Annotated in this window: 17 protein-coding genes; 2 read left to right on the top strand and 15 right to left on the bottom strand. The window is 54.5% G+C overall.

Annotated features, from left to right (window positions below; genetic code table 11):
• Positions 1 to 131: 131 nt before the first annotated feature.
• On the bottom strand, positions 132 to 548 hold the full coding sequence (locus PLA01S_RS16515; RefSeq protein WP_127593152.1) for an Lrp/AsnC family transcriptional regulator: 417 nt from the start codon (positions 546 to 548) through the stop codon (positions 132 to 134).
• Positions 549 to 718: 170 nt separating this feature from the next.
• Between PLA01S_RS16515 and PLA01S_RS16520 the strand changes: the two genes are divergently transcribed.
• A complete protein-coding gene (locus PLA01S_RS16520; protein WP_127593153.1) occupies positions 719 to 1,699 on the top strand; it encodes an oxidoreductase in 981 nt (326 codons plus the stop codon).
• A 133-nt stretch (positions 1,700 to 1,832) separates the two neighbouring features.
• Here PLA01S_RS16520 and PLA01S_RS16525 read toward each other — a convergent pair whose 3' ends face one another.
• Entirely contained in the window at positions 1,833 to 2,423 is a 591-nt protein-coding gene (locus PLA01S_RS16525) for a TetR/AcrR family transcriptional regulator (RefSeq protein WP_127593154.1), read from the bottom strand.
• A 70-nt stretch (positions 2,424 to 2,493) separates the two neighbouring features.
• Complete coding sequence (locus PLA01S_RS16530; protein ID WP_127593155.1) at positions 2,494 to 4,179, bottom strand: glycoside hydrolase family 2 protein; 1,686 nt, start codon at positions 4,177 to 4,179, stop codon at positions 2,494 to 2,496.
• Between the two features lie 199 nt (positions 4,180 to 4,378).
• Here PLA01S_RS16530 and PLA01S_RS16535 point away from each other — a divergent pair, with 199 nt between their 5' ends.
• Positions 4,379 to 5,215, top strand: coding sequence for a helix-turn-helix transcriptional regulator (locus tag PLA01S_RS16535; RefSeq protein WP_127593156.1), 837 nt, complete (start codon positions 4,379 to 4,381; stop codon positions 5,213 to 5,215).
• A gap of 208 nt (positions 5,216 to 5,423) precedes the next feature.
• On the opposite strand, the gene PLA01S_RS16540 is transcribed toward PLA01S_RS16535, so the two are convergent.
• From PLA01S_RS16540 to PLA01S_RS16595, 12 genes are all read right to left on the bottom strand, one after another.
• Positions 5,424 to 6,434 (bottom strand): LacI family DNA-binding transcriptional regulator, encoded by a 1,011-nt coding sequence (locus PLA01S_RS16540; protein ID WP_174819223.1) that lies wholly within the window; start codon positions 6,432 to 6,434, stop codon positions 5,424 to 5,426.
• Positions 6,435 to 6,537: 103 nt separating this feature from the next.
• Positions 6,538 to 7,338, bottom strand: coding sequence for a 5-deoxy-glucuronate isomerase (gene iolB, locus PLA01S_RS16545; protein WP_127593157.1), 801 nt, complete (start codon positions 7,336 to 7,338; stop codon positions 6,538 to 6,540).
• A 74-nt stretch (positions 7,339 to 7,412) separates the two neighbouring features.
• Positions 7,413 to 8,444 carry an inositol 2-dehydrogenase gene (gene iolG / locus PLA01S_RS16550; RefSeq protein WP_127593158.1) on the bottom strand — a complete coding sequence of 344 codons (1,032 nt, stop codon included), beginning with the start codon at positions 8,442 to 8,444 and terminating at the stop codon, positions 7,413 to 7,415.
• 24 nt (positions 8,445 to 8,468) lie between these two features.
• Complete coding sequence (locus PLA01S_RS16555; protein ID WP_127593159.1) at positions 8,469 to 9,914, bottom strand: CoA-acylating methylmalonate-semialdehyde dehydrogenase; 1,446 nt, start codon at positions 9,912 to 9,914, stop codon at positions 8,469 to 8,471.
• A 55-nt stretch (positions 9,915 to 9,969) separates the two neighbouring features.
• Positions 9,970 to 10,983, bottom strand: a complete 1,014-nt coding sequence (gene iolC / locus PLA01S_RS16560; RefSeq protein WP_127593160.1) for a 5-dehydro-2-deoxygluconokinase — start codon at positions 10,981 to 10,983, stop codon at positions 9,970 to 9,972.
• Positions 10,984 to 11,234: 251 nt separating this feature from the next.
• Positions 11,235 to 12,149 (bottom strand): myo-inosose-2 dehydratase, encoded by a 915-nt coding sequence (gene iolE, locus PLA01S_RS16565; RefSeq protein ID WP_127593161.1) that lies wholly within the window; start codon positions 12,147 to 12,149, stop codon positions 11,235 to 11,237.
• Between the two features lie 138 nt (positions 12,150 to 12,287).
• On the bottom strand, positions 12,288 to 14,153 hold the full coding sequence (gene iolD / locus PLA01S_RS16570) for a 3D-(3,5/4)-trihydroxycyclohexane-1,2-dione acylhydrolase (decyclizing) (RefSeq protein WP_127593162.1): 1,866 nt from the start codon (positions 14,151 to 14,153) through the stop codon (positions 12,288 to 12,290).
• 135 nt (positions 14,154 to 14,288) lie between these two features.
• The gene (locus PLA01S_RS16575; RefSeq protein ID WP_127593163.1) at positions 14,289 to 16,514 is read right to left on the bottom strand and encodes a glycoside hydrolase family 88/105 protein; all 2,226 of its coding nucleotides are present in this window, start codon (positions 16,512 to 16,514) and stop codon (positions 14,289 to 14,291) included.
• Positions 16,511 to 18,283, bottom strand: a complete 1,773-nt coding sequence (locus tag PLA01S_RS16580; RefSeq protein ID WP_127593164.1) for a hypothetical protein — start codon at positions 18,281 to 18,283, stop codon at positions 16,511 to 16,513. Before PLA01S_RS16580 ends, PLA01S_RS16575 begins: the two co-directional genes overlap by 4 nt.
• A 27-nt stretch (positions 18,284 to 18,310) precedes the next feature.
• Positions 18,311 to 19,186 carry a carbohydrate ABC transporter permease gene (locus PLA01S_RS16585; RefSeq protein WP_127593165.1) on the bottom strand — a complete coding sequence of 292 codons (876 nt, stop codon included), beginning with the start codon at positions 19,184 to 19,186 and terminating at the stop codon, positions 18,311 to 18,313.
• A gap of 26 nt (positions 19,187 to 19,212) precedes the next feature.
• Positions 19,213 to 20,115 (bottom strand): ABC transporter permease, encoded by a 903-nt coding sequence (locus tag PLA01S_RS16590; protein ID WP_071218553.1) that lies wholly within the window; start codon positions 20,113 to 20,115, stop codon positions 19,213 to 19,215.
• A gap of 93 nt (positions 20,116 to 20,208) precedes the next feature.
• Positions 20,209 to 21,837, bottom strand: a complete 1,629-nt coding sequence (locus tag PLA01S_RS16595) for an extracellular solute-binding protein (protein WP_127593166.1) — start codon at positions 21,835 to 21,837, stop codon at positions 20,209 to 20,211.
• Positions 21,838 to 22,148: the final 311 nt, after the last annotated feature.

The raw sequence follows: 22,148 nt of genomic DNA on the forward strand, positions 1-22,148 counted from the left end.
CATCAACCCGTTCTAATAGCAAATTGAACGGGTTGATGGTTTTGGTTGCTGAGTTAACGGTTTTTCTTACAAAGCCTCCTGCCGCCAATCTGGTCCAGATCGTGAAACAGTCTTATCCCCGGCGGATGTTCTTATGCTTGTTGGTCCAAAGGCATGGAGAGAACCGTCATCGTCGTGGTATGGCCGTACTCGCTGCACTGATAAATGAAGGTTTCAAGAGACTTCATGGAAGCTGTTTCGATTTTCATAAGAAAATTGTATTGCCCGCTGATTTGGTAAATCTCGGCGACCTCCTGCGACTGTTTGGCGAATGCCGTCAGCCGGTCACAATGGCTGGCTTGAATCAGGATGAAGGCCGTTACGCCCTTCCCCATTTTGTCAGGAGATAGAACCGTACGATACCCCGTAATTACGCCCTTCTCCTCCAGACGCTTCACGCGTTCGGATACCGCAGGCTGCGTCATATTGACCTTTCTTCCCAATTCGGAGAAGGAGATTCTTGCATTATGTTTTAACAGCTCCAAGATTTGAAGATCGATCTGATCCATGTTTACACTCCTCTGCCTTACCCAAATTCAATTTCAAAGTCGAATGCACGAAATCGCTATAAATTCAAAGTAATACGGTAGGGATGCCTTGAGTTTGACCTGTAACTATAGGGCTCCGATTTATAAAATGGAACTAGGTTAACAATCATTCATTCAAGGAGGAATATACAATGACAATCACCCTGCATGATCCCATACAAATCGGAACGGTACAATTGAAGAACCGAGTGATCATGGCTCCTATGCAGCAACATCAAGGAACGCCGGATTCTTATGCAACGGATTACCATGTGAAATTTTACAGTGAACGGGCCGAACATGTCAGTTTGATCATTATCGAATCTACCGTCGTGTCTGCAAATGGCCGGCTGTTCCCGGACGATATCGGGATATATACCGAGCAGCATACTGCTCCCCTACGCAGGATTGTCGATGCCGTCCATGCGAAAGGAACGCCGATTTTCATCCAATTGACCCACGCCGGTAGAAAAGCATGGCCCACCGTCACCGAAAAAAGTTTAGCCCCTAGTTCGATTGCCTACGATGATGAGTATGGACTGCCCCAAACGATGTCCCAAGCGGACATTCACGCAGTCATCGACCAGTTTCGGATGGCAGCCCGTCGAAGCCTGCAGGCTGGCTTTGATGGAATCGAGCTTCATGCCGCCCACGGTCATCTGCTCCACCAATTTCTCTCTCCGCTGTCGAATCGGCGAACGGACGCATATGGAGGAAGCCTGGAAAACAGAGTCCGATTGGTCCAAAAAGTTCTAGGCGCCATCCGAACCGAAGTAGGGATCAACTACCCAGTGCAATTGCGGGTTTCTGCATCCGACTTCGCCGATGGCGGCCTGACACCAGCAGAAGTTGCGCTCGCCTTGACGTACCTGGAATCCGAACTGGATGCCGTGCATGTTTCTTCGGGCGGTCTCGTTCCTGCGGCACCTTTAGCCACACCGGAAGGCTACCAAACACCTTATGCTGCGGTGATCAAACAATATGTAAAAATACCGGTGATCGCGGTCGGCAATATCCGCACACCAGCGCTCGCCAATTTCATTCTAGCAGATGAGATGGCAGATATGATAGCCATCGGCCGCCCATTGCTGGAAGATGCAAATTTCGGTGAACAAATGCTGTCCTTAGCTTAAAGGCTACGATCTCAAGTGACATATTCGTTTACTGCGCAATTCAATAGAAAAGCCAAAGGCCGTCTCCGAAGGTAGTTTTGAACCACCTTTGGGTGCGGCCTTTTCTTTAATACCGATTAATTTAATCTATAATCTAGAAAATAGCGTCGAGTGTACTTTCGACGATTCGATCGGCCAGCTCGCGATTCATCGTAGCGGAGTTCATCACCCGCAGTCCATAGTAGCTGCTTAAGAATAAGCTGGCCAGCTGCTTCGCAGAGCGTTCAGCCGGAATCTCCCCCGATTGAATCGCCTCTTCCATCACACTGATCAAGTCTTCCTCGAGATCATAAATATACTGCCCGAATATCCGTTCAACCATCGGGTCCCGCCCCGCTCGTTCCATGCTGATATTAACCGCCATACAGCCGCGGTGATTCGGGTCTGAAAAATCCATGCCGATCGCCCATTCAAACAAGGCGCGCAGCCTTTCCTTAACCGGGATGGAGCGGCCCAAAATCTCTCTGGATATCTCCAATCCTTCATCATTGTAACGTTGAAGCACCTGCTCGAATAACTCATTTTTGCTGCCGAACGCATTGTACAGGCTCCCTTTACCCAGCCCTGTCTTCTCGCACAGCTCTTGCGTAGAACTCGCTTCATATCCCTTGGACCAAAATACGTCCATGGCCGCATCAATGACCGCTTCTTTCTTGAACTCACGCGGTCTTCCGTTCGTGGTCATTCCCCTCATCCCTTTTTGAACATAATCGTGTACCTAAAAGTATAGGGTTTATGTACCACTCAGTCAAATATCATGGGGTTCCCCCCGAAAAGATTCGTCGAACGGTTTCATACGCCAGCTTCGGACGACGATATTCATCCACGATGCCTTTGCTGTTCCGCGTACATGAACGATTCAGCAGCCAGCCAAGCCCTTCCGTCACTCGGCAATCGCTGAATTGCCATATGAACATCCCGGAAATGTATTCGCGCTCCATGTATGCCTTCAGATTACCCGCGATAATATCGGCCTGACGCTCCTCGGAGCCTTTCTCCCGATTCGGACTGCGGAATCCGTAGAACCCGTCCCCTCCGAATTCACTCATGATCATGGGTTTTCCTTTTCCGCCAAGCGCATCAGCCCATCCCCTGGCCAGATCCGCCAGTTCCCCCGGATTCTCGTCGGTATACCACCCTGGGTAAAGATTGAACGACACGATTTCCGCCAAATCAAAACATTTCTCCTGATCCCGATGATGGGAAGCGAAGGACCGGGGCCTGCTTGGATCAAGCTCCCGAATGATGGTTAGCTGCTTCTCGTAGTGAGCTCTCCCCTCTTCGGTGTGACTGGCGCATTCATTCAGAATGGCCCATATAAGGATGGACGGATGGTTAAAATGCTGCTGCACCATTTCGCGAGTCACCTGCTCGCTTTGCCAACCGAAATTCGGGTGCAACATCTGCTCCAGACTCAAGCCGCGGGCGTGATTTTCTTCCCACACCGCAATACCCCGTTCATCGCATAGATCGAGAAATCGCTCATCATTCGGATAATGGCTCGTTCGAACGGAGTTACACCCAAGATCCGTAATGAGGTCCAGATCTTTTACCATGAGAGGCAGCGGAAGCGAGGAACCGGCCATGGGATGATCCTCATGCCGGTTAACGCCTTTGAATACGAGATCCTGGCCGTTCAATTGGATTTTTCCGTTATGCGTGGTTACCTCACGAAAGCCTACACGGTCAAGCCAATCATCGCAATCGGTATCATCAACGGCAAGTACCGCTCGCAGTACATACAAATTCGGGTCGTCCAGCGACCATTCCAATATGCCTGGATAGGATACGGCGGCTATGATTTCGACCCGCTCGCCTGGCTTCGCTTCAAAGCTTCCGAGCGGTCCCTCCACCTCAGCCACCGTACCGCAGAGTGATCCCTTCTTCACAAAACTTCCAATGTTTCGGATCACTACCTTCCAAGAACCGTGCCAAACCCCGTCCTGTTGATATGGAGTGAACATGACGTTTTCAATGTATAAATCGCTTATCTCTTCCAGGGCAACCGGTCGAATGATGCCGCCGTACGTATAGTAATCATTAGGAACATGAAGGGCCGATTCTTCGTTGAAGGAATTATCCACGTACACCAGCAGTTCATGTTCACCGGCTTGAACTTCCGGGATGATCATGTCAAAGGCGGTATAGGCATTATAATGACGAACTGCCAATTCCCCGTTGAAATAGACATGCGCCGTATGACTGACCCCTTTAAATTCGATTCGCAAATTGGTTTTCCGAGACAGCGAGATCATTTTGCGATATACCCCGATTCCCCTATAGTTCCCAAAGCGTGGGTGCATCTCCCAGCAACCGGGAACAGGCAGCTTGTCATTGTATCTTGCAGGTCGCTCCCCCATGCTGGCTGCCGGTGCAAACTCCCAAAGACCCTCCAGTTCCTTGCACGTTCGAATGTGGTGGGTATCAAATAATCGCAGCATCTCTTCTCCTCCTATCCATCATGCGGCTTTGAGGTTTCCTCCAAGTCCGGATAGGTATAACACTAGATTATTGTAACGGCGTATTCCATAGAAAAGCCGATACAAAACATGTAAAAATCGCTCCTGGCGTTCTAGCGAATATCATGATCCTGAGTTATTCTTTTAGTATATCGCCTATCGAATGGGAGGCTGAACTGCATTGTATGAAGCACGAGATTTGGTCGTAAGGATCAACTGGACCTTCCGGAAGACAACCTCTTCCGATTGGTCGGATATCCGTAATAACACGGCAGTGCACAGTTTCTACTGGATCCATGAAGGCAGCGGGATCTTCCATACGGATCAAGCATATCCGGTAAGTCAAGGCATGCTGTTTTACATGGAACCGGGCTTGCAGATGCGGATGAAGAGCGCGCCGGAAACTCCTCTTACCATTAGCATGGTGCTGTTTGAATGCTGCAGCCTTCATCATTGCCGCTCTGAATGGCAGCTCCCTCAAAGCGTTCAGCGGCTTGAAATCCCATTTATGGCCCATTATCTAGGCGAGAAGGCCATCGGGATGGACCATGCTTTCAGCGAGTTGACAACGACTTGGGTTCCCGGGAATACGGAGAGTGAGCTGGAGGGCAGCGCCCTTCTACTGAGGCTGATCGCCAGATTACATCAGCAGAACAAGCCGCCTTTAATAGAGCCCGCATATGAGGCATACCAACGGATTAAATCAGACATCGAGGACCATTACGCCGATCCGCTTCATATTGGAGCATTAGCGAAGAGACATGCCATCTCGGAGTCGTATTTGCGAAAGCTGTTCATGAAGCATCTTCATGTTTCTCCCAAGGACTACCTGACCGACATCCGTATGCGGCATGCAGAGCGTTACTTGGCATACACGTCGTATACGCTGAGGTTCATCGCCAACGCATGCGGGTACCATGATGAATTTCACTTCAGTAAAGCATTTCATAAGTACAAAGGGATGGCACCCGCAGCGTTCCGCAAAACCTCAAAACATGCGAATCATTCAGACCCATAATTGTTGCTGATTGGTGTCTCGAAGTGTACCTTTCGGATCTAAAGCAACTGATGTAAGCGAATGAGGTTCTAAATAAAAAACGGACTTAAGAGACGTTATTCAGCAGATCAGCAGCAAATAGACTGCCAACACCCCTTTATAACGACTCTGTAGCCCGTTTCACGTGCAAAATGATTCCTATGTGGACCATAAAATCTTCCAGAAGATTTTATGCCGGCGGCGGGGCCGTGGATCGGCGGATGATCAGCTCCGGAGGGAGCACAATCCGCTGTGCAGGCTCTCCCTGGCTGGACAGATTCCTTACCACAAGATCCACCGCCAGTCGACCCATCTGTTCCATCGGCTGGGCAATAACGGTAAGCGGCGGATCGGTTACCCGGGCCAGGATCGTATCGTCAAAGCTGACGACCGAACAGTCCTCCGGAACGCGCAGCCCGAGCTCGCGGATCGCCTGAAGGGCGCCAATCGCCAGCAGGTCGTTGCAGCAAAACAGCGCCGTAGGCCGTTCCTCCAGCTCCAGCATAGCTTTGGCTCGGCGATATCCTTCCTCGATCTTATGGTCACAGGCTGCAATATAGTCGGGAGAAGGCCCCAAACCGAGCGAGGCGGCAGCTTCGACAAATCCCCTTACCCGCTCATTGCTGCTCGTCACCCGCTCATGCTCGGCTAGTACCGCCAGCCTGCGGTGACCGAGACAAAGCAGATGCTCGGCAGCCAGACGCCCCCCTTCCAAGTCATGAACCCGAACGCTGCTAGCGCCAAGTGCCGGATTGTCCCGGGCGATAAGCGCTATAGCCAGCGAATGCTCCTGAAGCGGCTTAAGCAGCTCGCCATGGGATATGCCCGTACCGATAATAACGCCGTCCACCTGCTTTTGTCTCAGCAGACTAACATAACGCTTTACCTTCTCTTCCTGGTTGTCCGTGCTGCAGATGATCACGCTGTATCCAAGCTGATGCCCATGATCCTCGACCGAGCGAGCAATCTCGGCAAAAAACGGGTTGGAGATGTCGGGGACGAGCAATCCCAGGGTATAGGTTTTTTTGCCGGCAAGGGCTGAGGCAATCGCGTTCGGCCGGTAATTCAGGCGCTGCATGATATCCAGAATCTCCTCACGCCGTTCACGACTGATCTTGCCCTTGCCGTTCATGACATGAGAGACGGTAGCAATGGAGACGCCGGCTTCGCGCGCAACGTCATAAATAGTCGCTCTTATCATCCCTTGTGCTCCATTTGTTTAATTTTGGCATTTCAATTTATTATGAGCTTTCAACTCATTTAGCGCAAGACCGTCTTACCCTTAATGCAGCCTTCGGACACTTTTATCTCATAAGCCAATCATGATCCGGATCATTGCGGAATTTCCATATTCGCTTCGGCCCCGCCATGACGTTCAAGTAATACACATCATACCCGGGAGGCGCGGATACCGGATGGTAGCCCTCGGGCACCATAACGGCCTCGCCGTCTTTGACCGCCATCGTTTCATCCAGCGAACGGTCATCGGTGTAAACCCGCTGTACGGCAAAACCGCACTCCGGCTGAACCCGGAAATAGTAGGTTTCCTCCAACAGCGATTCCTCCGGCAGCTCGTCGCGGTCATGCTTGTGCGGCGGGTAGCTGGACCAGTTGCCCCCGTCCGTAAACACCTCGACCACCAATAGGCTGTCCGCCGGCTTTTGCTCCGGCAAAATGTTATGCACAAGACGCGACATGCTCCCGCTCCCGCGGTTCTCCACGCCGACATCTTCCGGCGCGATGAGTCGGGCCTGATGAGTGCCTTTCCCAGGGGCAAGGCACACCGCCAGCTCCAATTCGGTTCGTGCCGTGACCTCGTACTGTTTGTGTGAAGGTACATAAACCGTATAGGGAGGCGTCTTCTCAAACACGCTCATGCGCTTGCCAATGTTGTCCCAGCTCTCTCCCCCGGCCTTCACGTCGGCTCGCCCGGTCAGCAGAACAAGAGCCGCTTCCTGATCTCCCGTGGCTCGGTTCAGCGTCTGTCCTTCCCTTAAACGGAAAACTTCAAAGCCCACATAAACCCAGCCTGCGCTTTCCGGCGTAATGGATAGCACGCGCCCGTCCAGGTCCGGCTTCGTTATGGGTACAATTAAGTTCGGCATGGTGTTCCTCCTTTATGGTTCTGCTCTGGAAATGATGAAGTTCCAACGGCTACCAATTACACCCTCTTTCGGGTTTAGCTTGCCGATATGCCGGTGGTCAGCTCGGCCAGCTTCACCGGGCGGCCTTGCTGCAGCGAGCGCTTAGCCGCCAGGGCGATCAGCTCCGCCTGAAGGCCGTCATGGCCACTGACCGGCACCGGCGTCCCGTTTTGCAAGCTTTCGATAAATTGCCGTGTCTCGTTCATGTACGCTTCCTTGTACCGCTCCAGGAAGAAATACAGCGGTTTATCGCGGGTGACGCCATCCGGACCGCTGATAACAGCGGTGCTTGGATAGTCGTTATCGGCGAAGACGCTGCCTCCGGAGCCAAACACCTCGATCCGCTGATCATAACCGTAGACGGCCTTGCGGCTGTTGTCGATGACGCCAAGCGCTCCGCTTTCAAACCGCAGCGTTGTGAGGGCGGTGTCGATGTCTCCCAGCTCCCCGATAGCAGGGTCCACCAATACCGCTCCCTGGGCGTACACTTCGACGACCTCGCTGCCCGATAGATAACGAGCGATGTCGAAATCATGAATGGCCATATCCATAAACAGCCCGCCGGACACTTTAATGTAATCCGGATGCGGCGGGTTTGGATCGCGCGAGGTGATCTTGATCAGATGCGGTTTCCCGATTCTTCCCTCGGACACAATCTCCCGTACCCGGCTGAAGTTGTGGTCAAACCGGCGATTGAAGCCGATCTGCAGACTTACACCGGCCGCTTTCACAGCCGCCAGCGCCTCGCGGGTCTGCTCCACGCTCATGCTGACCGGCTTCTCGCAGAAAATATGCTTGCCGTTCGCCGCGGCCTGCTTGATCAGCGGGACATGCGTATCCGTCGAGGAGCAGATCAACACGGCATCGATATCCGGATGCTCCATGATATCGTTACTATTCGTGGTAACCATAGGAATGCCGCGTTCCACGGCCCAGGCCCGCAGCTCTTCGCCTGCGAACAAGTCGCCGATGGCCGCAATTTCCGCGCCGGGCATGCGCAGCAGATGATCCGCATGAATTTTGCCGATTCGTCCGGCACCGATGATTCCGATTTTAATGGTTTTCATATGAATGTCTCCTCTACTTAAGGGCTACCAGCGTGCCGTCACCATCTTCTTTCGGGTATAGAACTCCACGCCGTCCGTTCCGTTCGCATGCAGATCCCCATAGAAAGAGTTTTTCCAACCGGAGAACGGAAAGAATGCCATCGGCGCAGGAACGCCAAGGTTGACGCCCAGCATGCCGGCATCGATATGCTCACGGAACTGGCGCACATCGCTGCCGTCCTGCGTGAACAGACAGGCCCCGTTCGCGAAGTCCGAGCGGTTGGAGATTTCAATTGCTTCCTCCAGCGATTCCGCACGCATGACGGACAGCACCGGGGCGAAAATTTCGTCCTTCCAAATCTTCATCTCGCTGGTCACTTCATCAAAAATCGTCGGTCCGACAAAATATCCGTCACCGCTCACGGCCTCATCGCTTCGACCATCGCGCACCAGCTTAGCGCCTTCTTGCTCGCCCGCCTCGATATAACGGATCGTGCGCTCCTTGTGAGCTTGCCTAATAACCGGCCCGAGGAAAACGCCTTCGTCCGCTCCGTTGCCGATGGTAATCTCATCGGCCGCCTGCTTCAGCTTCTCCATCAGCGGTTCCGCCACGTCGCCCACTGCCACGACGACGGAGCAGGCCATACAGCGCTCGCCGGCAGAACCGAAGGCCGCGCTGACGATCTGGGTCACGGCCCCATCCAAGTCGGCAGTCGGCATCACGATGCTGTGATTCTTCGCCCCTGCCAAAGCCTGCACGCGCTTGCCATGGGAAGACGCGGTTTTGTACACGTACTCCGCCACCGGCTGGGAGCCAACGAAGGATACGGCGGCGATGCCGGGATGTTCCAGAATGCCGTTGACCACATCATGCGCGCCGTGAACGACGTTCAGGACGCCGTCCGGCAGACCGGCTTCGGCGAACAGCTCCGCCAGACGCTGTGCCAAGAGCGGCGTGCGCTCCGACGGCTTCAGCACGAACGCATTGCCGCAAGCGATGGCGAGCGGGAACATCCAGCACGGTACCATCATCGGGAAGTTGAACGGGGTAATTCCCGCCACTACGCCGATCGGATACCGGTACATGCCGGACTCCAGGTTGGTGGCGATGTCGGGTAGCTGCTTGCCCATCATCAGCGTAGGCGCACCGGCGGCAAACTCCACGCATTCGATGCCCCGCTGTACTTCGCCGTAGGCTTCTGCATAGCTTTTGCCGTTCTCCGCCGTAATCAGGCGCGCCAGCTCCTCCCAATGCTCCACCAGCAGCTGTTGATACTTAAACAGAATGCGCGCGCGGCGAGGAACGGCCGTCTTGGCCCAGGCACGCCCCGCTTTGGCGGCTGCCTGCACGGCCTGATCCACTTCCTCTTTCGTGGATAACGGGACGTAAGCAAGAATCTCTTCCGTTGCCGGATTGTATACGGGATCGGTTGTTTCGGATCGGGATGGAACGAATTGTCCCCCGATATAATTGCCCAGGGTTTGCGTCATGGCTGGTTTGCCCCTTTCGATTGGTCAGTTAATAGATCCTGAGCATGGACTAAACTCAGGAATTGGCCGTAATCTCGCCTCGCTTGCAGCGCTCGATATAATCGTGAACCGCCGTGCTCGTCGGCATCGCATCGGAGCAGCTGTGGCTGGAGATGACGATGCTAGCCGCCGCGCTGCCGAATTCCATGCAGCGCTCGATGGGCCAGCCCTGCATCAGGCCGTACAGAAAGCCGGCAGCGTATGAATCCCCCGCCCCGAACGTCTTGATGACCTTCGCCGGAAAGCTCCGAGCCGTGTGGCTGGCACCGCCTGGGGTATATGCGATGGAGCCTTCCTTGCCGTGCTTGATAATCACGATCTTGGCGTTATAATCAAACCATTTGGCCGCCGTGATGCGATCGCTGCGCTCCGGATTGCCCCCGAACTGCTCCATCATGTCAAACTCTTCGCGCGTGCCGAGAATAATGTCGCATGTTTCCGCCGCTAAATTGTAATAGGTTGCCGTCTCCTGCGGGGATTTCCATGTGTACGGACGGTAATCGAGGTCAAACGCGATCACGGCGCCGTGGCGCTTGGCATAGGCCAGAGCCAGAAACACGGCCTCGCGGGAAGGACTGGCCGCGAGCGCGGTGCCGGAGATCAGCACCATTTTGGCGGATGCGATCAGCTCCTCGCTCACATCTCCCGTCTCCAGCAGCAAGTCCGCGGCGTTATCGCGGTACATCAGAATGCTGCAGTCGGTCGGGCTCTTGATTTCGGTAAAGGCCAGACCCGTTACGGCTCCCGTACGATCGATTGTCACGCCATTCGTTGCAATCCGGTTATCTTCGAGGTACTTTGTAATAAAACGCCCCATCTGATCGTCTGCCACCTTGCCAATGAAGCCTGTATTCAGGCCCAGGCGCGCCATCCCGATACAGATATTGGCGGGTGATCCTCCGACATATTTGGTAAACGTGGTCGTTTCCTCCATCGGCCGGTTAATCTCATTGGCATTCAGGTCGATGCAAAGCCTCCCTACAGCCACAAAATCCATCGGTTTTGCGTTATTGAACGTGATTTCACTCATGGATAAACCTCCTTGATCAGATCGGCCGCGGCTGAGATTCATATGACTGCATGACTCCGTTCGCCAATGGCCGTAATCACTTGCAGCTCTCGTAATACTTACAGTTCAGAAATACTTCCAACCGATAGACACTCCCAGCTCGATCCGCCAGCACTTGAATGAGTTACTGGTGTCCGATAAGTATGTTACGATTCCACCCTCAAACTCAGTCGCATCGCCTTGAGCCTGGCTCGATCCTCGAGCCGTGGGCTTCAGTCCTGCATCTTCGTCAGGTCCTCCAGGCCGTCCAGGTATTCAATCGCCCGTTGAGCATACTCCTTGGCCGGATGAAGCGCAGGATCCTGCTCACCCTCCAGCATCGCCCAGCCGTCATAGCCGCGTTCAACAAGCTCTCCGTTAATCGGCGCAAAATCGATGCATCCGTCGCCAGGAACCGTAAACACGCCCCTGCGGATGCAGCTTACGAAATCGCAGTTGTCCAGGCGCGCCTGTTCCAGCACATCAAGCCGGATATCCTTCAGATGGATATACGCGATCCGGTCATAATGCTTGCGTAACAGCTCCAGCGGGTCGTTCCCCCCGTAATAGGCATGACCGGTGTCGTACAGGAGAGACACCAGCGAAGGGTCAGTCATGGACATCAGCCGGTCGATCTCGTACGGCTGCTCCACAACCGTGCCGCCATGATGATGATAAGCCAGCTTCATGCCGTAGCTTGCCGCAATCTCTCCAGCCTGGTTCAGTCCTTCCGCCAGGCTTTCCCATCCGGCGTCATCCAGACGGAGAACGATGCTCTCATTCGGCGTCCGGCGGGGATCGAAGTGCAGCGATCCCCCGACCTCCGCCGTGCTGATGACCTTGCTGCCGAACCCAGCCAGAAACTCCGCGTGCCGTCGGTAATCCTCCAGCTCCCGCTTGCGATAGTCGGGATCGGAGAACAGCACCGACTTCCACTGGGAGACCAGCTGAATGCCGCGCGCATCCAGCTCCCGTTTCAGCACTGCCGGGTCCTTGGGGAACTTCCTTCCCATCTCCGTGCCTGTCAGACCCAAAGCCGCGATATCATCCACAATCATCTCAAACGTCGTGTCGTCTCCATGCTCCCTAACGTCCTCGCCGACCCAGTTAATCGGATGAATCCCTAGCTTGAACAGCCTGTCACTCATTACCATCGCTCCTTTGCTTTGTTTGGTAGAGGTTTGCTTCTTTCCTCCTGGCCCTTAAGTTCGACCGGCTTCCTTTCCAGAGGCATTTGTTTATCCTTCTTTGCTCCGGGCCAAATAGTATGGCCCCTGCTCCAGCCGCTAGTAGGGCCTTGCTTCCTTGCTTCGGGCAGCCATCTGGCGCTGCGCTTCGGTTACCTTGCTTGAGGCCGACACCTCCGGCACCTCTACGCGCCACCAGGACTCATAACCGTCGGTGTTCGTTCCCGGAACGACCGGAATCTCGATCAGCGTCGTCACGTTTTCCTTCTGCGCCAGGAGCAGCGCTTCATGCAGTGCCTCCGGCGTGTTGGCCTTGTAGGCTTTAGCGCCGAGCGCACGCGCGTGCGCGGCAAAATCAATCGGGAGGTACGCTCCGGTCAAGCGACCCGTCCCCTCTTCGCGGCGTCGGAACTCATTGCCGAACCCGTCGCTGCCGTTGCTCCGCTGCAGATTATGAATGCATTGGAAACCGTGGTTGTCGAACAGCAAAATCGTTATCTTCCGCCCTTCCTGCAAGCTGGTGACCAGCTCCGAGTGCATCATCAGGTAACTGCCGTCGCCAACCAGCGCATAGACTTCACGGTCCGGCTCCGCGAGAGCCGCACCCAAGGCCCCGCTCACCTCGTACCCCATGCAGGAGAAGCCATACTCCATGTGGTACGTCTTCGGTTCGGAAGGTCTCCATAACCGGTGCAGGTCTCCCGGCAGACTGCCTGCCGCACAGACGATGACGGAAGATGGGGAAATGACCTCATTGATGACGCCAAGGGCTCTCGTCTGCGACAAGCCGTCCGGATGCTCGGCAGCGTACAAGCGGTCCACCTCTCTGTCCCACTCTGCTTTCAACCCGGCAAGCTCGCTATCTTCGTAACCCGCTTGATAGCCGTCTCGAGACAACTTCTGATGCAGCGCTTTCAACCCTTCCTTCGCATCGGCAATCAGTGCTTCGCCGCCGAGCTTGGCGCCGTCCGCGCTGTTGACATTCAGGTTCAGGAACGATACGTTCTCCCTTTGAAACGCCCATTTGGAGGACGTTGTAAAGTCAGAATACCGGGTGCCGACGCCGATAATCAGATCAGCAGACGCCGCGACGCGATTCGCCGCCAGTGAGCCCGTTACGCCCATGGCGCCCAGGTTCAGGGGGTGATTCCAGGGAAGCGCGCTTTTGCCGGCCTGGGTTTCGGCAACCGGGATGCCGAAAGCTTCCGCAAATGCAGACAGATCCTTGGCAGCATCGCTGTAGTGCACGCCTCCTCCGGCAATGATGAGCGGACGCTTGCTGGCTGCAATCCGTGCCGCCGCATGCTTCAGTCCTTCGGCCGACGGCGGGCGGCGGTCGATGACGTGTACCGTTTTCTCAAACAGCGAATCCGGATATTCGTACGCCTCGGCCTGCACATCCTGAGGAAGTGCCAGCGTAACCGCTCCCGTCTCCGCCGGATCGGTCAGCACACGGATCGCCTGCCGGGCGGCCGCGATAAGCTGCTCCGGCCGGGATATCCGGTCCCAATACCGGCTCACCGGCTTGAATGCATCTGCGGCCGACACGGTGTAATCCGACGGGGCCTCAATCTGCTGCAGCACCGGATCAGGCTGTCGGCAGGCAAAATTGTCGCCAGGCAGCAGCAGTACCGGGATGCGGTTCACCGTTGCCGTTGCTGCCGCGGTGACCATATTGAGCGCACCGGGTCCGATGGACGAGGTGCAGGCCCAAATCTGCCGACGGTTTTTTTGCTTTGCGTATGCCGCGGCGGTATGCACCATACCCTGCTCGTTTTTGCCCTGAACATAAACCAGGTCTCCTGCGCTTCGTTCCAAGGCCTCGCCAAGACCGGTTACATTGCCGTGTCCGAATATCCCCATCACCCCGTGCACGAATTTCGTCTCCACTCCATCAACAGAAATATACTGTGCATCCAAAAACTTCAGCAGCGCCTGTGCCATCGTTAATCGTGTCGTTGTCAACCGGTTCATCTCCTTTTCAACTTTTCATCTTCATTGCATCCTAATGAAAAAGCATTATGTGATTTAAGCGCTTAACCTATTAGACCTATGCGCCTAACCAACTAAGGGTTAAGCGCTTTACAGAAAGTGTATGCCTTACTGGCCGCCCAGCATGCCTTTCAATTTTATGATTTCCACGCCCGCCAGCATCATGATGCCGGTCCCGTGATTGTCATTCACCACCGTGAGCAGATCATGCTTGTAATAATCCCCGGTAAAGGAATAACGGGACCCGCTGCATACCCCGTGCACGCTGCCGCGGCGATCGATGGCTTTTCCGGTCAGCCCCTGCCATGCCCGAATGGCAGCATCGGCGAACGGCGCGGGATTCTCCAGCCAGCCGAACCGCACACCTCTAGCAAAGGCATAGGTGAACATGGCTGTGCATGAAGCCTCTTCATAAGCATCCGGATCGATGATGACCTGCCTCCACAGTCCCGATTCTCCCTGGTAGGAAGCGATCCCGGCACACAGCTCGCGGAAAAATTCAATCAGGGCCGGCCGATCCTTATGATCCTCCGGCAGGCGTTCAAGCAGCTCGGACAAGGAGAACAGGCTCCAGCCGTTTCCACGTCCCCAAGGAATTCGGGTTGCCTTCCCGTATTTGAAGTCAAACACGTGGCTCATCACGCCTTCCTCCCGCATAAACAGGTATTCCCGATACCTCAGAAACTGGTGGGCCGCGTCATCCAGATAAGAGGAATCGCCTGTAATCATGGCATACCGCGACAAGAACGGCGTGCTCATGTACAGATCATCCGCCCACATCGTATCCGCAGAGTACTCCGATATGCAGAGACGGTAGAATGCACCGTCCTCCCGGCGTTCCAGGCGGTTCGTCATAAAGTCCGCTATACCTTCTGCCACATTCAGATCGTTCGGATTGCCGCTTTCTATGTAGGCTTCCAGCATCGCGGAGCCGAAGGAACCGCAGTTGTCCAGCATTTTGATCAGCACCAGCTGATGGTTAATGGACGGAAATCCATACGTATCCCGATCCCAAACGGCGTATTCATACCATGATGTACAGATGTCGATGTGCGCGCGGGCATATTCCGCCATATCCGGCCGCTTCAGGATTCGCGACGTCTGAAGCAGGCCGTACATCGTCACCCCAAGCGGATAATCCCAGCGCCCGAAATTGGTGGCAGAGCCGGAGGTCCATTTATTGCTCAGCATCGCGTTCTCATAAAACGGCCTGACCCGTAGCCCCGGCGCATCCAGGGACCAGCCGGTCAAACCGCGGCCATCCGCGCGCGGGAATAGCCTTTTGACCGAGCACACCTCCTCCGGCGTTTCCTCCTTCTCAGCAGCCAGCGGCCCGACAAACAGCCAAGGAGAGGGTGCGCCCTGTACCGGAACCGAAAGCACAAACCCCAGCACATTCTCTGAACTGTAGGCCTCAAGCTCAAATCCCCAGCCGGACGGCCCTCGGCAGCTGCGTACGAGAAGATCCCCTCGGCAGGCCGCAGCAGGAAGCTCACAGCCAAAGTCTCCTCCCTCTTGAGTGTCCAGTACAGGCTGCCCGCCGATCCATATCTCCGTCCGCCCCAGAGCGCGTCCTCTAAGCACAACATGGTCAACGCCTGTCGGCACATTCAGCCGGCTCCAGGCATAGCCTGCTGCCTGAATCTCAGGCAGTCCGAATAATCGCTCAAAATTCGGCTTCGCCGCTTCTTCCTCGCTCCAGCCTGTAACCGGGAGCCAGCGAACACCGGTCTCGCCTTCTGTTCCGTGCGCATTCGGAAAGATGCCGCTTTCGCCGAACATGCCGGCAGCCAATGGTCCCGCGTAAACCCAGCCGGCTGCTTCCTTCCGGTCCGTAAAGGGGGACAGCACCTGCAGAATTCTGACCTTGCCCTCCTGGGCGCCAAATCGGCAGCCAAAGCCAGCTTCGGTCCAACGCGCCTCGATCAGCAGCGTATTCCAGCCGGGTTGCAGAACAAGCGAAATGACGATCTTGGCATCGGGCTTCATCTCGTCCTCGGCTCCCGAGCGGTACATCAGCTGATCGTTCAGATAGAAGCGTACGGGGCTGAACGGCATGATCCCGGCGTCAATCGAACGCTCATCGTCGCTCCATACCAGACCGAGCGCATAAGCTGCATCCCCCTGCTTCGCATCCCGGAACCGATCACCGAAGTCCAAATCATAATATCCTTCCTCTGTCTGAAGAATGCCCGTTTCGGCGAACGACCGCAGCGCAAACGGAATTTCCGGGTTTGCCCCGATGTAGCGGCCGGCAATGGTCATCAGCATGCCGGCATCATCATCGCCCATCCAATACCGGATGCTTTCCCGGGCTTCGATATAGCTTGTCATGAAGATACGCCCCCTTCCGTTCGAGCGTGTTCTGCCGCTGGAGAAAGCTTAATATGAATCTCCTTCACGAACGGGGTCACCACATTCAGCAGCAGCGTTCGGAAGCCGAGCGGATAAGCTGCTTCCCGGACGCCCGCCGCCGTGTGCTGAAATCCAGCGCCGCTGATTTCCATCCAGTCTCCGTCCGCTTCATAACGGATGCTCCCTCCCATCCAAAACTGGGCATCCGCTCCGGCAGGAGCAAGCTCTCCGCCGTTAAGGTTTCCGACCGCAGGAAAAATCAGCGAGATCTGCGACACGACTTCCTCCGGCTCCGTCGAGGAAATGACCAGCTTCCAGCCATCGCTCGCTTCTACCACATCCACCTCCACCTTATGCCGCTGGACATGCGTCTGCGGACGGCAGTGATGCGGCAGCAGAAACCAAGGGCTGATGTCTGCCTTGGCACTTGCAGGCAAATCTGCTTCCGGCACCGGTCCGTTGTAGCCCTTTTCCTGTTCGCCGGATAACCGATATCCCTGCTCCAGCGTCGCCATCCGGCTCATCTTGACAAAGCCGGGGTCGAAGTAGGAGGCGAACTGCACGCCGAGCAAACGAGCCGCTCCATGACGAATAGAAAAGAAGGAGGACATTTCCGTGCTGACGGTCACGCTGGTATGTCCTTCACGGATTCGCGCAACCGGAGCGCCAAAATCCGTGTGCATCCGGCTGTAACGGATGACACCGTGATGGCCGGCACCCGCAAATCCGGACAAGTAACGATCCCTTGGAAAATCCGCGTTCAGCACGACCCTGTAATGGTCCGGCATCGGCGTTGTCTCTGCACCCTGACGCTTTAGCCCCGGATCCAAGAGCAGCCGAACGGCTGCGTTGGTTGGTGCTCCGCCGGGATGTTTCAGCAGAGACAGCGACTGTTCCGCCATACCTTGAAATACCGGGTCGTGGTCGAGGGAAGCCATCATCAGACACGGCAGGAAATATCCCGACATATCGAAGCTTTGACCAAAATCCTGCCGCCCGGAATATTCCGTGACGATCTCCCCGTCAGGATGAACCAGATAGGACATCATCTTCAGATTGGCCCGGACCGGTACCAGAAGCTCCGGCCGCTTCAGCAGCCTGGCCGCATGAATCAGCATGACATCGCTGACGACGTTATATATCCCGTTGCTGCGCTCGGTCCATTCCCCGTCGCCCGTGGCATCCATACCTTCTGAGAGCCACGCTTCCGCCCGCTTCAGGGCATCCGGCGAATCAAACAGCTCATTCAAGAACCCTAAAGCCGCACAGATCACCCAGCGATGGTTCGGCGTGTGGCAGCCTCCGGTAATCAGTGCGGGCAAGGTGCGTTCCAGAAACAGCAGCATATCCGCCGCCGTTCCCTTCAGCTCTTCCCAACCGTCGGCCAGAAGCAGCTGCGCCGCTTGCGCGTAACCAACCACGACGAAGGCGGTATCCGGAGGAGAATGAAAATTGGTCCAGCCCGGCGAGATTGTACCGTCGCTGTGCTGAGCCTCCAGCATATAACGCGCCGCAAGCGTTAATCTGCGCGCTAGCTCCCTGCTGCGGTAATAGTCGGATGCCGGATTGCAAAGCGCGGCAGCCCAGATCGCCATGGCGGTCGGTGTCCCGCTGTTGTGGTTAGGCGAAGGCAAACCGTTTTCGACGGTACGAACCCCGCCGAACCAGCGGTGCCCCTGCTCCATAATCTGACGGTCCATCCCCTCCCGAACCCAGCTGTCATTTACTTCAAAAACCCTGTTATACATATACGATCCTCCTGATATCCGTCGTCCTTAACCCTTCACGGCGCCCAGCATCACGCCGCTGACGAAGTAACGCTGCAGCCATGGGTACACGATTAGAATCGGCACCGTGGCAAATACGACGCTCGCCGCTTTCAAGCTTTCCGTGGTTGCTCTGACACCCGCTGCGGGTCCCTCGTTGCGGGTCAGATCCGTAATCATATTGTTCTGTACCAATTGATACAGCTTCAGCTGAAGCGGATACAGTTCTTCGCTTGTAATGTACAGCAGCGTGTCCTGAAATCCGTTCCAGCGCCCGACCGCATAGAACAGGCTTAGCGTTGCTATGACCGGCAATGACAGCGGTAGAATAATTCGAAGCATCGTTCCGATCTGACTTGTGCCGTCAATCTCAGCCGCTTCCTCCAGACTTTCCGGAATTCCATTAAAGAACGAGATCAGGATAATCAGATAGAACGGGCTGATCAGTCCCGGAAGAACGAGGGCCCAAATCGTATCCAGCAAATTCAGGTCTTTCACGAGAATGTATTCCGGGATAATGCCCCCGCTGAAGAACATGGTCACAATGATGATAAACATGAAGATTTTGCGGCCTTTCAGCTTCTTTTTCGTCAGCGGATAAGCGGCAATCATCGTCATGATCATGCACAGCATCGTCGTCAGCAATGTGAGCATGACCGTGAAGCCGAGAGACCGGATCATGCTGGAATCCGAGAATACGGATTTATAAGCCTGAAGGCTGAACTCTACCGGAAACAACGTCACGTCACCTGAGGTTACCGCACGATTTGAGCTGAAGGAGATGGCGATAATATGGAAAAAGGGTGCCAGGCAAAGAAGAACAAAAAGTGCAAGCAGGATGATGTTTACGGTATCAAAAACGCGGTTCGACACACGCTCGCTCATAAGTGATACTCCTTTCTGCAACAAAGTTAAATGATGGACTCGTCCGTCAGTTTTTTGGATGCATAGTTGGCTCCAAGGATAAAGATTAAGCCAACGACAGCCTGGAACAGGCCAACCACCGTCGCCAGCGTATACTGCCCGGATTCCAGACCGGTCCGGTACACATAGGTACTCAGCACGTCGGAGTAATCCATGACCGCTTTATTGCCGATGACAAACGGACGGTCAAAACCGATCGAGATCATATTTCCGAGGTTGATGATGAGGAGCGTTACAATCGTCGTCTTCAGGCCCGGCAGCGTGATATACCAGATTCGCTTGAACCTGCCTGCACCGTCCACTTCCGCCGCTTCAAACAGCTCCTTGTTGATGCCGGTTAAGGCAGCCAGATAGAGGATGGTTCCCCAGCCTGCGCTCTGCCACACACCCGTTGCCAGGTAGGTGATGAGCCACGTATTTTTTTCAGTTAGAAAAGGCACCGAATCAAAGCCGAGCGCCATCAGCATATTGTTGATCATGCCCGATTGCGTGCCAAACACCTGGTATACAATGCCGCCTATAATAACCCATGAAATAAAATGGGGAATATACAATATCGTTTGGGATAAACGTTTGAACCATCGGATTCGGAGTTCATGCAGCATAATGGCCAGAATCAATGGGGCCGGAAATGAAACCAAGAGGTCCAGCAGATTGAGCATCAGTGTGTTGCGCAGTGTTTTATAAAAGTCCTGTGTCTGGAAGACTTCTCGGAAGGCATCCAGTCCAATCCATTCGCTTCCGGTGATACCCTGGAAGAAATTGAAATCCTTAAAAGCAATCTGAACGCCCCACATCGGGCCGTATTTGAAAATGATAAAGTAGACCAAAGGCAGAACAAGCAGTGCATATAGTTGCCAGTACCGGCGCAGGTAAACGGTTCCTCTCATCTGAATCATCCTCTCCTTGCTCATGACGCCGGGAGCGAGGGGACGGCCTCTTGTATATAGCCGTCCGTTCCCTTGTCCCGCTGCGGATTACCTTTATTCGGATTGCATTTCCTGATAAACCTTGGTCCGCTCATCAAGAATCGCCTGGCCGCCGCTGACCATGTAATCCTTCATGGTAGCTTCGAACACTTTCTCGAAGTCTTCCGGTTTGGCCATCGCCGTCTTTACGATCATCTCTTCGTATTTAGCTTGGAGGTTCGTGCCGTACTTCGCTTCAGCTTCGATCGGTCGGTCAAAGTTGACCGGCTTAAACGTATCCGTTGCCGCAATTTCGACGGCCTTGCGGTGCAGATCCTGGAACTTCTCTGGGAAGTTGGTCGTCAGCTTCTCCCGGTTCTGTGCCTCGTCACCAACAAAGTTGCCGTTTGCGATAATGGCAATGTCGCCGGAGTTGTAAAGACGATCAATCACATCTTGAGGAGCGTCGGTCTTCATGACGGGAATGCCATCCACCATTTCATAGTTTTCACCTTCCACGCCGTTTTGCAGAGCCAGCAGATTGTCAGGATCCGCCATCCAATTCAGGTATTTAATCGCTTCTACAGCATGGCTGCTTGTTTTCGGAATCATGATATACATGCCGTTTGGCGCATATTCTGGCTTCGCGCGCTTACCTTCGGAGTTGGTGAATGGATCGATCGGTTCCAGTTTGGCATCCGGCTGGTTTTTCAGCAGCGTATCATAGGTGCCGTCCGCGTAGTACAAGTTCGGATAATCCTCTGTCAGGAAGCCAGTGAGGCCATTCGTTACATCCTGGGTCAACTGCTTCTTGTCTTCGTCCAAACTGAAGTCACGGCTGATCAGCCCCTCATTGTACAGCTTGTTGAAGAATTGAAGCGCATCCTTGAATCCGGGAAGCAGGGTCGGATAGTCATTGGCCCCGAGCTTTTGGAGCTGCGTGTACTTCTGTTCATCCGTGGTCGGCTGGATGAAGGACCAGATTAACGGATCGTATTGAGCCGGTTCGATTGTCATGCCGAAAGGAATGACCTTGCCGCCGGTTTCGCCCGGATCCTTTTCTTTAAAAGCTTTCAAGACATCGTACAGCTCATCCGTGGTTTGTGGCACGTCCATGCCAAGCTTCTCTAACCAGTCGGTACGGATAAAGGAAGAATACTTACCCAGGAAAGCCCGTTTTCCAGGAACGGCAAACTGTTTGCCCATGTACTGGCCGTAACTCATCGCGTCCTCATCGAGGAATTCCTTCAGGTTCGGACCGTGCTCGTTGATCAGATCGGTTAGTTCCGTCAATCCGCCCTGCTCCGCGTAGCGATTGAAGGTGGGGGTATCGTACGTAAAAACGATATCCGGCACGTTGCCGCCGCTGGCCATCAGAACGTTCAGCTTCTTAATTTCCTCCGAACGGGGTACCGGTACGAATTCCATCTTAATGTTGTTAGGAGTTCCAAAGTTGTCCTGGATGTATCTCGTAAGGTAACTGTCGGTTATGGTGTATGGCTTCGGCGTATTGCCGCGGTCAAAAATTTCGACCTTCAGCGTGACCTGCTTACCATCATTAGAGCCGGAATCTCCGCTTCCGCTAGAGGTATTGGTGCTGCTGCCCGAGCCTGATGAACACCCGGATAATACGACCGTTCCGGCCATCAGCATAACGAGCGAGAGCTTTGCGAGCTTTCCCCACTTTTTCTTGCTTGCCGCCATAGTTACATCCCCTTTTCTTATTTTGATAGTTGCCCTGCCGTTTCGCGCCGATCTTTTAATGGAATATATCCTGCGGATACATCCCTAAAGTGCTTCGGGAACCATTAATGTAAGCGCTTAACCTATCGGGTGTCCTCAGTATGCCTCAGAGGCCCGGGAATGACAATAAACCAAATTCCAAACGACAGAACCCGTATGGTTACAAGGTTTCTCCGTTTAGCAATGACTATTTTCGCATCATAAACCGTTTTCGCACAATCGCCTTAAAGCCTTGCTGCATCCATGGTTTGATCCTATGTAGAACATCCCGC

It is taken from the genome of Paenibacillus lautus NBRC 15380, assembly GCF_004000945.1.
Taxonomy (GTDB): Bacteria; Bacillota; Bacilli; order Paenibacillales; family Paenibacillaceae; genus Paenibacillus_AQ; species Paenibacillus_AQ lautus.